Source organism: Lysinibacillus sp. NPDC056959 (assembly GCF_042674095.1).
Classification (GTDB): Bacteria; Bacillota; Bacilli; order Bacillales_A; family Planococcaceae; genus Lysinibacillus; species Lysinibacillus zambalensis.
Genome location: NZ_JBHURE010000010.1, coordinates 1 through 16,470 on the forward strand (window position 1 = coordinate 1; position 16,470 = coordinate 16,470).

Here is a 16,470-nt window from a genome sequence, read left to right on the forward strand (position 1 = left end):
ATATCAGGTGGGATACATAATGAATTTACATGCTCTTAGATTATTCACAAAAGTTGCCGAACTCAGTAGTGTTTCGAAGGCCGCGGAAGCTCTAATGATTAGTCAACCTGCCGTTACCATTCAAATGAGAAATTTAGAAAAAGAACTTGGCCTAACCCTTTTAGAATCTAAAGGTCGAGGAATTACCTTAACACCAAACGGAGAATATTTATTTAAACAGGCACGACGGTTATTTGATTTAGAAATGGATATTGAAAATAAGTTGGGGCAATTAAAAAACACTGGTAATGAAGAATTACAGATTGCTTCTACCCATGTTCCATCTCATTTTTTACTACCAAAATGGCTCGCAAAATATAAACAAGCCTATCCGAATACTCATATCCACATAAAAACGGCTAATTCCCAGCAGGTTATTGAAGAATTACTTCACTATAAGGTTGATATGGCTTTTATCGTAAAAGAGGATGGCCATCATCCAGATATTAATTATCAATTTCTCATGAATCTCGATTATTGGTTTATCGTCCCCTACGGTCATCCGCTGGCAGATCAGAAAGTGACATTAACGGAATTAATGCAGCAGCCATTTGTTTCACGAGAAGATGGTAGCTCTACGAAAGAATATTTAAACGCTTTATGTAAAGTTCATAAAATCCCACCACCACGAGTAGGGCTACAACTGGACGGCATCAACGAATCCATTCACGCCATTGCAGCTGGATATGGTACGATGTTAGCTCCGTCCATAGCGGCATCGGGCTTTATTCAACGACAGCAAGTAGCTCGAGTTTTTATAAAAGACATCGATATTCAGCGACCTATTTATCTTTGCACAAGAAAAAATGAACAAAATACCTCTTCGACCTTTAATACTTTTATTAACATCATCAATGATTCAATTTCATAACAGATATTTTTCACAAGTTTGAACTACATAAAATTTGTATAATAACAAATTTTTGTGTAGTTTTTCACTTGTAAAAAATTTCAATCCTACTATATCGCAAATATCTCATCACCATCTGATCCCCAAGGAGTCGCCCAGTTGGAACGAAGATCAACTATACTAATATATGTTTTACAAATGCCATCCCAATTTTGGCGATGATCCATCTCAATACTTATAAAAGCTGTAAAAAAATAGTGAACTCCGTTTAAAAACCTTAAATAAATCTATCAACATTCGCTTTTTTATAGACAAAACATATTTAACGACCTATAATAATCCTTGAATTCAATAATACACGAACATTAAGGTGGATTTCATGACTGAATATACGTTAATTTTCAGAGGGACAGCTTTTTCTAGTAAGTCTCCTACTGAAGTACAAATTTTAAAGGATTATTTATTCTTCATCAATGCTGATGGGATGATTGCGAAAACAGTATCTCCTGAGCATGCAGACTATCATAATCTACTAACTACATATCAACATCAAGAAAATTTCCATCCATTAGCCGATGGACAATATTTCTTACCTGGCTTTGTCGATTTGCATGTACATGCGCCACAATGGGCACAGGCTGGAACTGCATTAGATATTCCACTTTATGACTGGCTGAACACATACACCTTCCCTATCGAATCCAAATTCTCCGATTTAGAGTTTGCACAAGAGGTCTATGACGATTTAGTAAGTTCTCTACTTGCAAACGGAACTACTACATCGCTCTATTTTGCAACTGTCCATAAAGAAGCAAGCCTACTATTAGCGAAAATTTGTGCTGAAAAAGGTCAACGAGGTCTAGTCGGGAAAGTTGTGATGGATGATCCTGAACAAAATCCAGACTATTATCGAGATGCAAATACTCAAACTGCACTCAAAGATACAGAAGAATTTATTGTAGCTGTGAAGGAATTAGCCAAATCAACGAAACAAGGTGTTTATCCAGTTGTCACACCACGCTTTATTCCAAGCTGTACAGACGAGGCACTAAAAGGCTTGGGAGAATTAGCTGCTAAATACGATACACATATCCAGTCACATTGTAGTGAAAGCGATTGGGAGCATGACTACGTAAAGGAACGATTTAAGAAAAATGACGCCTTTGCCTTACATGATTTTGGTCTATTAGGCGATAAGTCTGTCATGGCGCATAGTAATTTCTTAAATGATGATGATGCACAACTATTTGCTGAAACAGGCACAGCAATTGGTCATTGTCCAATTTCCAATGCTTATTTTGCAAATAGCGTCATTCCAATCGCCCGCTTCCATGCAAAAGGCGTTGATATCGGATTAGGGTCAGATATTTCCGGCGGTTTCTCACCTAGCCTATTCGATAATGCTAGACAAGCAGTCATGTCATCTAGAATGCTAGAAGACGGTGTCGATACATCTCTTTCTGCTGAAAAACGTGGTGTCCCAAGTTCACGTATTACGATTAATGAAGCATTTTATTTAGCAACAGCAGGTGGCGGAGAAAGCTTAAGCCTACCAATTGGTCGATTACAAGAAAGCTACACGTGGGATGTACAAGTTATCGATACAAAGTTACCTTCTGCAAAACTTCCTATTTTTGATGATAAGGAAGATTTACAGGATATTTTCCAAAAAATTATGTATCTTGTGCGCCCCGAAAATATCCGTGAAGTTTGGGTACAAGGAAATAAGGTTCACGTTAGATCATAAATAAAATTCTAAATTTACAACTTTGAGGTGTGCATCTAAGTGGAAACGCAACATAACAAATTAGCTAACGACAAAAATCAGCAGTTAACAGTTTTACCAGATGAGAAGGTGTCATTCGGTCAATCAGCTCTACTCGGTTTACAGCACGTCATGGCGATGGACGTCTACGTAGTCCCGTTCTTAATTGCCATGTTAATCGGCTTACAATCTGGTCAATCAAGCGCATTAATTCAATCAACCTTCATTGCAGCAGGGATTGCAACAATTATTCAAACTCACTTTTGCATGAAGTTACCGATAGCACAAGGTCCTTCATATGTTCCAATCGGTGCAATTGTAGGAATTTATGCAACGAGTGGTAGTGGAGATCTCGGTTGGAGTACTGTGCTAGGAGCAAGTTTAGTCGGCGCCATCTTAGTAATTATTTTAGGGTTTACAGGTATATTCAATAAAATCGTGAAAACGTTCATTCCACCAATTGTCGGTGGGACAATTATCTTTGTTGTAGGTCTTTCATTAATGCCTGTAGGTTTAAGTAATAACATTTTTAATGCGGCAGGCGCATCTATTAACCAAAACATCTATTTAGCTTTCACTTCAGCTATCGTTCTAATTCTTTGCGTTATGCTAGGCTCTGTCTTTAATAAAAAAGGGCGCGTATTTCGTATCGCTTCAGTAATTATCGCTTTAATCGCAGGGTGTCTTGCTGCAAATATTATGGGTGTTTTAGATTTATCAGCCGTGTCACAAGCAAAATGGTTTAGTATGCCTCAAGTTCCATTTGCAGATTTTAGCTTCACGTTTAATTTTTCAGCTATTATTACAATGGTGATTATATATATCGTCCTAATGGCAGAAACAACAGGTACATGGTTTGCAGTGAGTAACGTCATTGATCAGCCATTAACTGATAAACAAATTAATCGTGGAGTTATCGGCGAAGGAATTGGTTGTTTTATTGCATCATTACTAGGCTCAACTCCTGTTACTGGCTATTCAACAAATGCAGGTGTGATATCGATTACAGGTATCGCAAGCCGCCGTGTTTTTATTGCTGCAGGTTTTTGGTTTATTTTATTCGGCTTCTCTGGTAAATTAGCTGCTCTTATTTCTGCTATTCCTTCAGCAGTTATCGGTGGTGTATTCGTGATCGTTTGTGGCATTATTGCGATTAGTGGTTTACAAGTAATGAAAAATGAAAACATCGGTGAAAAGGAAATGTATGTAATCGCTGTACCAGTGATTTTAACATTAGCCCTTACATTACTCCCTAAAGATTTCTTATACTCATTACCAACAACCGTTCAATATTTATTCAGCTCTCCAATAGCAACAGCCGCTATAGTAGCCATATTGTTAAATAAAATATTACCAAGCACGAAATAGCTTTTAAAACGTTTATTCAAATGCACAACCTCCTAGTGAGATTGTGCATTTTCTTTTTTAAATTATTTTCTGAAATTTCTGTCCCGCTCCCTTTTATTTTGTTATACTCGAGCAAAAAGGTAGGGGATAACATGATATATGACGTAATTATTATTGGTGCAGGCTCGATGGGGATGGCTGCAGGCTACCATTTAGCGAAAGCAGGAAAAAATGTCTTGATGATTGATGCCTTTAATCCTCCTCACGAAGAAGGTAGTCATCATGGGGAAACGAGAATTATTCGCTTTGCGTATGGTGAAGGCGCTAGCTATGTCCCTTTTGTCAAAAGAGCAGGTGAATTATGGAAAGAGCTTGAAACGTTAACGGATGAAGCTTTATTTTTACAAACAGGTGTAATGAATGTCGGTGAAGAGACCCATCCTTTTATTCAAAATGTGAAAACAAGTGCTAGGCTCTATGATTTAGCATTAGAGCAGTATTCTGCGGCTGAAGCAATGATAAAATGGCCTGGATTATCCTTACCTGAAAACTTTGTTGCTTGCTTTGAGCCTACTGCCGGTGTCCTTCGTGTAGAAGCCTGCATTAGTGCTTATAAAAAATTAGCTATTGAGGCAGGAGCAACCTTACATACAAATGAAAAAGTGCAGAACATCAAAGCTGGTGAAATTGTCCGTGTCCAAACATTAAATAATATTTACGAAGCTAAACATTTAATTGTAACTGCTGGTGCTTGGGCAACTGAGTCACTACAAACAATGGACATCACCATCCCTGTAACACCGACGCGAAAAACATTTGCATGGTTTGAGGCTGATGAGCAGCTTTATCGTGAAGATATTTTCCCAGCCTATTGTTTTGAATTTACTGATTCCATGTACTATGGTTTTCCTAGTATCAATGGAGCAGGCCTAAAGCTTGGCAGACATGATGGCGGTGAGGCTGTCAATCCAAATGATCCGCTACGCCCATTCGACGAACAGGATGCAATAGATTTACAAAATTTTATCAATCGTTTTATGCCTCAGCACGGTGTGTTGAAATTCGGCAAAACATGTAAATATTCGTTGACACCAGATGAGAATTTCATTATTGATTTTTTACCTGAGTATCGAAATATTATCATTGCAGCGGGCTTCTCAGGACATGGTTTTAAATTCAGTAGTGCAGTGGGTGAGGTATTAGCTGATCTTACCCTACAAGGAAAGAGTAAACAGGACTTATCTCTATTTAAACTAAATCGTTTTACAAAATAAAAGATCCTCTAAAGGAATTTGTCTCCACTAGCTTTTGAGACAAATTCCTTTTTACGTGAAAACTAGATAAACAGAGCTATAAAAGCGATAAATCTGCAATTGTAAAATCTAAATTTCTTTCGCTCTCTTCATTACATAATACCCCTTTTATCCTCTATAACTTGTAAACTCTTCCTTCTGAATCACCATGAAATAATCTGTTTTCAGTTTGTAAAATACCTCCCCCTTAAAATCTATGTATGGTTGTATAGAAAATCAATATCCCCTTCGCAAGCAAGATTAGGTATAATGCATTATATAAGATATCTTAAAAATAATAGTTCATTTTATGCAAAGGAGATATAATATTGGTAAATATTTTAGTAGTAGATAATCACAAGGCTGTTGGGGAAGGTATAAAATTATTATTGGAGCAAGAAAGTGATTTCTATGTCACTGTTGTAAAAACTGATGAGGAAACTTTGGTTGCCCTCTCCCAACAAACATTTGATATTTTTTTATTTGATATAAACATGCCCTTTTTAAATGATCAAAGATTTGTAAAAAAAGTGGGACAATTAAATTCTGAAGCAATTAAAATTATCTACACAGGCTACAAAATTGAACCTTTTTTCAATATTTTAATAGAATCAGATGTTACTAGCTTTGTTTGCAAAACAGCCTCTAAGGAAAATCTTATTATGGCAATACGCTCCGCTCTAGATGGGAATGCCATGATGCCAGTGAAATTATTACGACAATTAAAACTAGCAGGTACCCAAAAGAACAAAATAGAAATAATGCATCAGTTAATTCAATATGACCTCAAAAAAGATGAACTAGCAGTGCTTAAATTAGTGGCTGCTGGAAAAACAAATAAAGAAATAGCAGAAAATTTATTTGTCAGCTTACGTACAGTTGAATATCGTTTAACAAAGATTTTCAAAAAACTACAAGTATATTCAAGAATAGAAGCTGTTGAAAAAATCAGAAAAATCGGCTTGCTATAAAAATTAATAATCGAATAGTCAAGTGACTTTTCTATTCATAAAACCGAAGAAAATACAGTGCTAACCGTTAACAATCTTGTGGTCATATTGCGGTTTATTTGTGGTCATTAAGTTACAATACCATGATAGAATGAAAATAAGTCATTGGTAAATATTTAAATTTAAGGTTTATATTACTTGAATTCACATTGACTATTTTAAAAAAAGGAGGTCATAAAATGATTCAATTTACGAAAAAAAATTCATTTAAAGCGTTTGTTGTATTGTTGTCACTTTGTTTATTTATTGGTGTTCTTCCATCTTTTGCTCACGCAGAAAATTCTTTTGCTGACGAAGATTATTATGAACAAGTAGCCTTAGCTATCTATGAATCTTCTACTTATAATAAAGATACGAAATCCTTTGATTTTGATGAAGATAAAGCTGTTTCTAGAGGTTTAGATAAAGAAACCTCTCATCAAGTAGCAGTATACTTAGAAAATTTATCTTCTGATGAGGCTGAGAACGTATATTATTCTCTAGAAGAAGATCCTTCAATTTCACCATTTGTACCACCACTACTGGTTTGGGCTGCCGGAGTATTAGCAGCTGCTGGCCTCACTTGGTTAGCTGATAAATTATTAGATTGGGGCGCACAAAAGTTTTGTAATAAGTATAGAAACAGTAACTCTATAACTAAAATGGTGTGTAATGTCATTGCTCCGTAACCTTTTAATGATTGGATTGGCTATGTTTCTTACATTGGTGATTCAAAAAATTCTAAGTAATATTGGCATATTAAACAATAACACTTTACCTTTAGATTTTTTAAGTTATGTAGTAATATTTTTCATTATATATGCATTACTCGACATTAAAAATTTGTATACCCTTATTTCGCAAAGAGAGTAGTGTGAACTACTCTCTTATTTATGATTAAAGTTAGTTGATACTTGACCCAATACGCTAGAACGTTATGTCTATTCCCAATACGCCAAAGAACGTTTTTTCATCACTTCTCGGTATTGCTCTGTTGAGATCGGCAATGCTTTATTTGTTTGGTAATCCATAATAACACCATATTTTCGAACAACATCCATTTGATTAATTTCACCTTTGTTATACATCTGCTCAACTTCAATTGGATCTGTTTCCAGCCATCGATGGCGGTTATTGCGGATATAATCGCGTTCTTTTACTGTTGCTACCAAATCAATTTCAAAGTCATCCATATCACGGTCAATTTCATGGATGACTACGCCATAATCAAGCTTTGCACGCTCAATCGAAACATATTCATCAATTACATCCTCTAAAACAGCGTTTACATCTCGTGCTAATGGGTCACCCAAACCACCACCTCCAGCTGATGGACGTGTAAAGGAATCTCCATTCTTCAACTCAACATTGGAGAAGATTGTGCCTAAAAATTTTTCTTCCTTTTTGCTTGGATTTAAAATAGCCCCTTGTGCAATAGAAGGTAATCCGCCCATAATGCCCCATGTAATGGAACGAGACCGATCACAGCAATAGGACATCACTGTTTGGTTTACATTCGTTAAAACGCCTCCCTTTTCTACACCACAGCCGCCACGGTATTTACCTGGACCAGCAGAATCTATAATGATTTCATGCTTCGTTGTAACAACTGGTGACAAACGTTCTTGCCCCTCGCATGGTTGAACACTTAAGCCTACACCGAACACTGGTGAGGTAGTATTCGCACCATCACGGTCAATACGTCCACCGTGGCCACCAGCCATCCAGTCATACCACATAAAGCATTCACTACCGTCTCTTCGTTGATCATACCCACCTACTAATAAATATTCTAAATTAAATGAACATGCGATAGCGCGTTCAGGCATAATATTTGACCATAATTCAAAGCAAGCATTCATAATTTTTTCAAACGCTCCTGAACAATAGCCAGAGACAGCTACTGGACTAGGTGCGTTGACGACAGAGTTTTCAGGGAGGAATATTTTCACAACACGATAAAATCCTGAGTTCAGCGGAATCTCTGGGAAAAATGTTTTGGTTCCTGCATAAGTACCAGAAAGCGCTGAGCCAAACCCTGCATTTAAAAAACAGCTAATATAAGGATGTGAATCACTTAAATCATAAGCTATTTCATCCTCCGTAATGGTCATTTTCACACGAATTGGGATGAGACCATCCCCTACTTGTGGGTCCATATCGATATAGTCCACCGTTTCCCACTGACCTTTTGGTAAAGCTTTAATCTTCGCTCTCATTAATCGTTCTACATAATTTTGAACTTCTTCAAAAGCTACTAGTACTGTCTGAATGCCGTACTTTTCAATCATTTCCTTGAGTTGTTTTTCCCCAACTTTCGCCGCTTCCACTTGAGACCGCAAATCTCCAATACGTTCTTCCGGAATACGCATATTCATAACAATAATCTTCACTACATCGGTTAAATATTGACCTTTACTATAAATGCGGACAGGGGGGATCCGTAGACCTTCCCCGTAATGTTCTTTAGCTGTAATATCAAAAGAACCTGGATTAGAACCGCCGACATCTGCCCAATGTCCATTTGTTTGCATGAGTGCAATTAGTTTATCATCATGGAACACTGGTAAAATCACACGTACATCACTGAAATGTGTTCCTCCACGATAAGGATCATTTACTAAAAATACATCACCTGGATGGATATCATCCGCGAAATCCTCTAAGACAGCTTTTGCCGTTAAATGTAATGTCCCTACGTGAACGGAAATATCTTGCGTTCCTTGCATAACGGTATTCCCCTGTGCATCGCATAATGCACAGCTAAAGTCTCGATTATAAATAACAAATGAGTAGCATGTACGCAGCATTTGTTCAGCCATTTGATCCACTAAATTGACAAAGCCGTTTTTTAACACTTCAAATGTTACTGGGTCTAGATTTTGGACCTTATGATTTGTCTCCAATTTTGTTGTACTCATCGCCCATTCCCCCTTATCACTATTAGTTCACTGTTATAATGATATTTTTATAGACATCTACTTCCGCAGTAAATCCTGGTGGAATAACGGTCGTCGTATCCAGCTGATTGATAATGGCTGGACCAGCAAACTGTGTGTTAACAGGTATTTTATCGCGGTTATAAACGTTTGTTTCTATATATTCTCCCTCAAAATAAACAGGCCGTGTTTCTTTAAAAGCATCCTCCAGTGAGCCTTCAGCAACATATTGTGGGAAATTAGGCTTTGGTACTGTTCCTATAGCCGTTACTCGTAGGCCAAATATTTCTACAGTTTGACCCTTATCAGAAAATGCAAATTCGCGTTCATGTTCTTTATGGAAAGCTTCTAAAATAGTATCTAAGGAAGTGATTTGATCGGATACAAGAACAGCTAGAGATCTCCATTGTCCCTTATAACGCAATTCTATATAATTCGTTAATGTTGATGTGTTTTCTGCTATTCCTTCCTCTTCTAATAAAGCTCTTGCCTCTTCTCGCAATTCATTAAATTGATTTGTAAGCTCCTCTTCACGTACTTCATCAAATTTTTTCACATACGTTTTAGAAATATCATGGCGTACATCTACTAGTAAACATCCCATTGCTGCAGCTACACCTGGATGCGTAGGAATAATGACTTTTGGGATGTTTAAATCTTTTGCCAAATAAGCACCGTGTAATGGGCCTGCACCACCAAAAGCTACAAGTGCAAAATCACGCGGATCATAGCCTATCCGTACTGAAATCAAGCGAACTGCATCACTCATATTGGCGTTTGCAACTTCTATAATGGCACTTGCCGCTTCTTCAACTGATTGATCGAATGCATTTGCGATTGTTGTCACAGCAGCTCTTGCCGCCTCTTTATTTAATTGCATCTTTCCATCTAACAAATCTACACCTAGGCGTCCTAACACTAAATTTGCATCTGAGTTTGTGGGCTCCGTGCCTCCTTGGCCATAGCAAGCTGGCCCTGGTACTGCCCCTGCACTTTGTGGTCCATTTCGTAAAGAACCGCCTTCATCTTGCCAAGCAAGGCTACCTCCACCGGCTCCTATTGTTAATATTTCAATGCTCGGGAAACCGATTGGATAGCCATATTCTATAGACCAATCCTTTGTGATTCGTATATCCCCCTTATACATCAGTGAAATATCAGTACTTGTACCACCCATATCTAAGCCAATGGCATTGTCAAATCCACACAGCTTTGCGATATGCTTACTTGCAATTGCGCCTGCAGCTATCCCAGAACTCGCCAATCGAGCAGCATAGCGAGGAACTGTACTTGAAGTCATGACACCGCCACCAGAGTGTAATACTAATATTTCATCGTCATAGCCCTTTTTATGCATTTCATTACTTAATTTACTAATGTAATTACTCATAATTGGCCCAAGAACGGCATTAATAATTGTTGTACTCATACGCTCATGCTCAAAAATTTCCGGAAGCACCTCACTTGAAATACAAACATAAATATCCGGTAATTCCTCTTTTAAAATCTCTTTTACTTTCGCCTCATTTTCCCCGTTCACATAGGCATTGATGAAACATACTGCAATGGATTCAGTTCCCCGACGTTTTAACTTTTTTGCTAATAAACGGATTTCCTCTTCATCAATAGTCTGAAGAATATTTCCTTCATAATCTATTCGTTCTGTCACTTCAAATCGATCCCGTCGTTGAATATAAGGCCTTGCAGTATCTTTGTATGTGTCCCAAATATCTTCTTTCGTTCCCCGGCGAATTTCGATGACATCTCTAAAGCCTTTCGTCGTAATAAGAGCTGTTTTTGGCAGTTTACGCTCAATTAACGCATTTGTTCCAACTGTTGTGCCGTGAGAAAAAATTTTAATATCTTTGCCATTTAGTTCTGCTTTTGCTACTCCATTTAAAATTCCTTGCTCCGGATTTGCAGGTGTCGACGACGTTTTTGTGACAAATACTTCTCCCGTCTCTTCATTAAAAACAAATACATCTGTAAACGTTCCACCGACATCAATTGCTAAACGACTATGTCTCATAGCTCTACCTTCTTTCGTTTATTTATCTTTTTGTAAAAAGCTAATGCCTCGAGCGATTGTCCCTGATTTTTTTAAAATTTCCGCGTACAATTTGAGAAAAATCTGGGCCATTACATCGAGGCATATGTGACATATATTATTTTGTTGTCTATTTTAAATTTCTTTCACGATAAACTTTTTACTCGCTTTTTGTGCCAATCGTAATTGTTTTAAACGTTGTAAAGAACTCTTTTGCCGCCTGCCCCTGCTCACGGGCACCAGTACTTGAGTTTTTCACCCCTCCAAATGGTGCTTGAGGCTCTGCTCCACCCGTTTCATCGTTAACCTGTACAAGTCCAACTTCACTACGATTAATAAAATCAAATGCTTTCGGAATGTTATTTGTATAAATAGAAGCACTCAATCCAAAATTAGTATCATTCGATAATCGAATCGCTTCTTCATAATCTTTTACTTTGATGACAGCTAAAACTGGTCCAAAAATCTCTTCATGAGCAATCGACATCTCGTGGGTTACATTCGTAAATATGGTTGGATCAATATAGTATCCTTCTGACATACCTTTTGTAGGACCTCCGCCAAATTCAAGCTCCGCACCCTCATCTTTTGCTTTTTCGATGGCGGATAAAATAGAATCATACTGCCCTTTGGATGACACAGGCCCCATCGTGACACCAACTTCAATTTTTTTAGCTTCTTCGATTAATTGCTCTAATACCTTGTCATAAACTGTTTCCTCGATATAAACTCGACTAGTTGCTGTACAACGCTGTCCCGTTTGCTTCATCGCACCTTCAATTGTTAATTTTGCAGCTTGATTTATATTAGCATCAGCTAAAATGATCGCTGCATTTTTGCCTCCAAGTTCGAGCTGAATTTTTTTATTCGTAGATCCAGCTGTATCTAAAATACTTTGACCCACACCATTCGAACCTGTAAATGTAATCGCCTTTACTTCAGGTGCCTCCAATAATACTTGCCCTACCTTTGAACCTCGGCCTTGTACGACATTTAATACGTTTTCTGGCAGGCCTGCTTGTTGGAATAACTCGCCTATTATTTTACCGGTTAAAGCGCTTTCAATTGATGGTTTCCAAACAACTGTATTGCCATATACTAATGCAGGTGCAATTTTCCATAGTGGAATAGCGACAGGGAAATTCCAAGGCGTTATGGCAGCAACGACACCAAGTGGTACTCGCATTGTATACAATAATTTTGCTTCATTGGCAGAAGGTAATACTTCTCCTTTTGCACGCATTCCTTCTTGTGCAAAATAACGTAAAATGGAAGCACCACGTTTCACTTCACCAAGCATTTCATTTTTCGTTTTACCCATTTCACTCGAAGCTACTTCAGCTACTTTATCAATATTTTTCTCAAGCAAGTCAGCTGTCACGCGTAAAATTTCTCCACGTGTAACCGAAGACGTATTTTTCCACCCTTCAAATGCTTCCTGAGCTGCAACGATAACTTCTTGCGTTTCATCTATTGTCAAAAGCTCAACTTGGCCAATACATTGGGATGGTTTCGCCGGGTTAAATTGCTCTCGTATTTCTCTAACGATCGTTGTCATGAAACTCCTCCTTCAAATAATAATCGTTTACACCTATATCAATTATGCCTAGGCATAATTGCATCCGGAATCGGCTTTGTGTTGCACAAAGCCGATTCCATGACATCCGCCGGAGGCTTTTAACTTCTTTCAGCGTTTATAGCTGAAGCTTTGCTTTACCAAAACACTTGTAGCTGACGCTTTGCTTTCGCTACCAAAACATTTGCTGAAAGAAGTTAAATCGCTTTTTCAACAATTGTTTTACGTATATGTTCAAATGTCTCGTCTAAAATACGTAACATTTCATCTAGCTCTACTTTTGATAGAATGAGAGGTGGAGAAAAAACAACTGTATCTTGATCGTACGTAACCGTTCGTAGAATCAATCCTCGTTTCATCGTTTCCTGAACAAAAATCGGACTAAGAGCAGTCTCAAACAATTCACACGTCTCACGGCACTTCACTAATTCAATGGCTCCAAGTAATCCTAGCGTACGCACACGACCGATAAAGCTATACTTTTCTTGCAATGCTCGGAATCCTTCTAACATGGTCTCCCCCATGTTTGCAGCATTTTCAACGAGATTTTCTTGCTCAAGAATTTCTATATTTTTCAATCCAACTTGACAAGCGAGTGCATGACCGCTGTAAGTATATCCGTGCATGAATGTCCCTTTAGAAAGCTCACATAAATCTTGATGAATTGTTTCGGATATCGCCACACCACCAAGTTGAACATAGCCACTTGATACTCCTTTAGCGAAAGACAACATATCAGGCACTACCCCGTAATGTTCCATACCGAAGAATTTTCCTGTACGACCAAACCCCGTAATAACTTCATCCGCAATGAATAAAATACCGTACTCATCACAAATTTTTCGCACTTCTTTAAAATAATCTTTTTGTGGAATATTAACTCCACCTGCTCCTTGTACGGGCTCAGAAATAAATGCAGCGACAGTCTCAGGGCCTAATGTTTCAATCGTTTCACGTAAATTACGTACAGATTCGCTGTATACATAGTGGAAATCAGGGGCGTGTGAATTGGTAAAGTCACGGAATGCTTGTAAGCCTGTCGCACTTGTAGCCCCCATAGCTACACCATGGTATGAATGTGTACGAGAAATAATTTTTTGACGCTCTGGCTGCCCTTTAAGTAACCAGTAATGACGTGCTAATTTAATCGCTGTATCGTTCGACTCTGAGCCACCTGAAGTGAAAAATACAGTATTTAAGTCTCCCGGAGTTAAAGATGCGATTTTCGTCGCTAAACGGATAGCTGGTTCATTGCTAAATGATGCGAAGCAGGAACTAAATGCTAATGTAGAGATTTGCTCTTTCGCTACTTCGGCAATTTCTTTACGGCCATGCCCGATATTTACATTCCATAAAGACGACATGCCATCAATGTATATATTTCCTTCTATATCTTTTAAATAAATGCCATTGCCCTCTGTAAAAATGGCAGCTGGACCTTGTGTTTGCTGTTGTTCGATCGACGTTGTCGGATGTAGAAAATGTTTTTGATCTAACGTTTTTAACTCTTCTTTTAGTTGAATTGTCATTAATGCCAACCTCTTTTCGTTTAAAATTTCATACACTTTTTTAATAGCAATTCTCATGCCAACTGATGAAAAAAATCTCTTTTAACGAAAAAATATTGCACATTTTCATAGCGTGTGGTTGATTTCCGTTCCGGCTGGGCGCTTTCCTGGGGGCGTCCGATGAGCCGCTTCACAATAACTGTAACAGAATGAAAAAGGAACGCTTTCATTTTTGAAAATGTCCCTTTTCTTCTAAATCTATTAACATGTTTATGATGTATTTCATCATTTTTCTTGTATTAATTAGTGAGTATTGCAATATTGCTAGTTATTGTGCACGGATGAAGTTATGATGCGAAAATACATCACTAGTCCTTATATGAAATTTGTTTTGTTAATTGCAACTTTTGTATTTTACGTACTAATGTTGATTGATCACAGCCAAGTGATTTAGCAGCCTGCCGGATACTCGGAAATTTAGATAGAGCTTCTTTTATAATCTGTTTTTCAAACGCGACTACTTGCTCCTTTAAAGTACCACTAAACTTCTGGGTTACAACTTGTTCCTGGATGTTTTGTATTTCTACAGGATTTTCTATATCACGTATAATTGGGTTACTATCTAACTCTTGTTGCACAATATATGCTGTTATTTCTGGTTGAGTTGCTAGCAAGCAAATACGCTCCACCATATTTTTAAGTTGACGTACATTTCCTGGCCAATCATAACACTCTAATATTTTCATTGCAGATGACTCAATTGTTCGATGGATCCCATATTTTTCTTCAACAACAGCTAAAAAATGGTAGACTAGCGGGATGATATCTTGACGACGATATCTTAGAGGGGGAATTTCAATCGGGATAATATTTAAACGATAATATAAGTCCTCACGAAAATGACCTTGCCTCACCATTTCAGCTAAATTTCGATTTGTCGCAGCGATTATGCGTACATCAATTGGAATAGGCTTTCCACTACCTAAACGCTGAACCTCAGATTCTTGGAGGACACGTAATAATTTCGCCTGTAGTAGTAATGGCATCTCACCAATTTCATCTAAAAACACTGTACCTCCTGACGCAATTTCAAATAACCCAGCCTTACCACCTCTTGACGCTCCAGTAAATGCTCCTGCCTCATAGCCGAAAAGTTCAGATTCCAATAAATTCTCAGGGATTGCACTACAGTTAATCGTTAAAATTTGCTTATTGTGACGTCGGCTATTTGCATGAATAAGCTTCGTAATTTCCTCTTTACCTACGCCCGATTCACCACCGATTAATACAGTTGAATCTACCACTGCAACTCTCATAACACGCTCTACAACCTGCATCATTTCTGAAGACACAGCTATTAAACTACTTTTTGTGTTTTCTTTATTATGTAAGGCATGTAGCTTATTTTTAATATTCTCATTTTGGACTTCTAATTTTTTTACTTCTTTCTCTAACAGTTTTAATTGTGTCATATCACGAGTAATAGCAACTACATATTGTAATTCTCCGTATTCATCAAATATTGGCTTACCTGAAACTAAAAAACATTTGCCATTTATGAACGTCTGCAAAATAGTTACTTTTTCTTTTGACTCAATTACTTTCATCGAAATAGAATCACTCATTATTCCTTCAGCGATTGCGTCTTTTGCATATTTCCCCATTAAATCAATGCCAACAATTTCAATATCAATATCATTTTGAAATAAAATTTTGCCATCGCAATCACATACTGTAACACCGTCGGATATGGAGTTTAACACTTTAATTGATAAAGGGTTCATCAAGTCTATATAGTTATATTGCATAATTGGTTTGACATAAAATAAGTTACCCTGCGAAGTATCTAATACATGAATAAAATAGCCTTCTACCTCAAAGGTTTCTATTCCTTTACAATAATTTTTAATTATTTTTTCAAGAAGCTCTATTTGGATATCACTTCTAATCATTACCTCATCATTTTTTACAATAAAAAAGTGCTCATCTTTATGTAGTTGAGTTATCGACATCTAGATCACTCCCTCTTGAACTTTAAAGAACTTTTTCATACAAAAAAATCCGCTCTTTCTACGGGGCATCTGGAAGCCTAAAAGGTTTAAAGTATCCTTTAAGTTC

The 16,470-nt window shown here is 37.4% G+C and carries 11 protein-coding genes; 6 read left to right on the forward strand and 5 right to left on the reverse strand.

Features of this window, described 5'->3' with window-relative positions; translation table 11 throughout:
* From ACFTQ7_RS13225 to ACFTQ7_RS13250, 6 genes are all read left to right on the forward strand, one after another.
* The coding region (locus ACFTQ7_RS13225; protein ID WP_386829259.1) for a LysR family transcriptional regulator at positions 1 to 910 on the forward strand (910 nt) is incomplete at its 5' end.
* A 358-nt stretch (positions 911 to 1,268) separates the two neighbouring features.
* Positions 1,269 to 2,636 (forward strand): guanine deaminase, encoded by a 1,368-nt coding sequence (gene guaD / locus ACFTQ7_RS13230; RefSeq protein WP_386829261.1) that lies wholly within the window; start codon positions 1,269 to 1,271, stop codon positions 2,634 to 2,636.
* A gap of 39 nt (positions 2,637 to 2,675) precedes the next feature.
* On the forward strand, positions 2,676 to 4,022 hold the full coding sequence (locus ACFTQ7_RS13235) for a uracil-xanthine permease family protein (protein ID WP_386829262.1): 1,347 nt from the start codon (positions 2,676 to 2,678) through the stop codon (positions 4,020 to 4,022).
* A gap of 131 nt (positions 4,023 to 4,153) precedes the next feature.
* Positions 4,154 to 5,275, forward strand: coding sequence for an N-methyl-L-tryptophan oxidase (gene solA / locus ACFTQ7_RS13240; protein WP_386829264.1), 1,122 nt, complete (start codon positions 4,154 to 4,156; stop codon positions 5,273 to 5,275).
* 347 nt (positions 5,276 to 5,622) lie between these two features.
* Entirely contained in the window at positions 5,623 to 6,264 is a 642-nt protein-coding gene (locus ACFTQ7_RS13245; protein ID WP_386829266.1) for a response regulator transcription factor, read from the forward strand.
* Between the two features lie 218 nt (positions 6,265 to 6,482).
* Entirely contained in the window at positions 6,483 to 6,971 is a 489-nt protein-coding gene (locus tag ACFTQ7_RS13250; RefSeq protein ID WP_386829267.1) for a hypothetical protein, read from the forward strand.
* A 252-nt stretch (positions 6,972 to 7,223) separates the two neighbouring features.
* Here ACFTQ7_RS13250 and ACFTQ7_RS13255 read toward each other — a convergent pair whose 3' ends face one another.
* The 5 genes from ACFTQ7_RS13255 to ACFTQ7_RS13275 all read right to left on the reverse strand — a co-directional run bounded on the left by ACFTQ7_RS13255 (position 7,224) and on the right by ACFTQ7_RS13275 (position 16,364).
* The gene (locus ACFTQ7_RS13255; RefSeq protein ID WP_386829268.1) at positions 7,224 to 9,203 is read right to left on the reverse strand and encodes a hydantoinase B/oxoprolinase family protein; all 1,980 of its coding nucleotides are present in this window, start codon (positions 9,201 to 9,203) and stop codon (positions 7,224 to 7,226) included.
* 22 nt (positions 9,204 to 9,225) lie between these two features.
* Positions 9,226 to 11,250: a hydantoinase/oxoprolinase family protein gene (locus tag ACFTQ7_RS13260; protein ID WP_386829270.1), complete on the reverse strand. Its 2,025-nt coding sequence runs from the start codon at positions 11,248 to 11,250 to the stop codon at positions 9,226 to 9,228.
* Between the two features lie 178 nt (positions 11,251 to 11,428).
* Positions 11,429 to 12,826 carry an aldehyde dehydrogenase family protein gene (locus ACFTQ7_RS13265; protein WP_386829271.1) on the reverse strand — a complete coding sequence of 466 codons (1,398 nt, stop codon included), beginning with the start codon at positions 12,824 to 12,826 and terminating at the stop codon, positions 11,429 to 11,431.
* 215 nt (positions 12,827 to 13,041) lie between these two features.
* Positions 13,042 to 14,373, reverse strand: coding sequence for an aminotransferase family protein (locus ACFTQ7_RS13270; protein WP_386829273.1), 1,332 nt, complete (start codon positions 14,371 to 14,373; stop codon positions 13,042 to 13,044).
* Between the two features lie 347 nt (positions 14,374 to 14,720).
* Complete coding sequence (locus ACFTQ7_RS13275) at positions 14,721 to 16,364, reverse strand: sigma-54 interaction domain-containing protein (RefSeq protein WP_386829274.1); 1,644 nt, start codon at positions 16,362 to 16,364, stop codon at positions 14,721 to 14,723.
* Positions 16,365 to 16,470: the final 106 nt, after the last annotated feature.

What these genes read in the sequence shown, in the direction of transcription:
- guaD (WP_386829261.1), top strand. Translation starts at nt 1,269, where the DNA reads ATGACTGAATATACGTTAATTTTCAGAGGGACAGCTTTTTCTAGTAAG.
- solA (WP_386829264.1), top strand. Translation starts at nt 4,154, where the DNA reads ATGATATATGACGTAATTATTATTGGTGCAGGCTCGATGGGGATGGCT.
- ACFTQ7_RS13250 (WP_386829267.1), top strand. Translation starts at nt 6,483, where the DNA reads ATGATTCAATTTACGAAAAAAAATTCATTTAAAGCGTTTGTTGTATTG.
- ACFTQ7_RS13255 (WP_386829268.1), bottom strand. Translation starts at nt 9,203, where the DNA reads ATGAGTACAACAAAATTGGAGACAAATCATAAGGTCCAAAATCTAGAC.
- ACFTQ7_RS13260 (WP_386829270.1), bottom strand. Translation starts at nt 11,250, where the DNA reads ATGAGACATAGTCGTTTAGCAATTGATGTCGGTGGAACGTTTACAGAT.
- ACFTQ7_RS13265 (WP_386829271.1), bottom strand. Translation starts at nt 12,826, where the DNA reads ATGACAACGATCGTTAGAGAAATACGAGAGCAATTTAACCCGGCGAAA.
- ACFTQ7_RS13270 (WP_386829273.1), bottom strand. Translation starts at nt 14,373, where the DNA reads ATGACAATTCAACTAAAAGAAGAGTTAAAAACGTTAGATCAAAAACAT.
- ACFTQ7_RS13275 (WP_386829274.1), bottom strand. Translation starts at nt 16,364, where the DNA reads ATGTCGATAACTCAACTACATAAAGATGAGCACTTTTTTATTGTAAAA.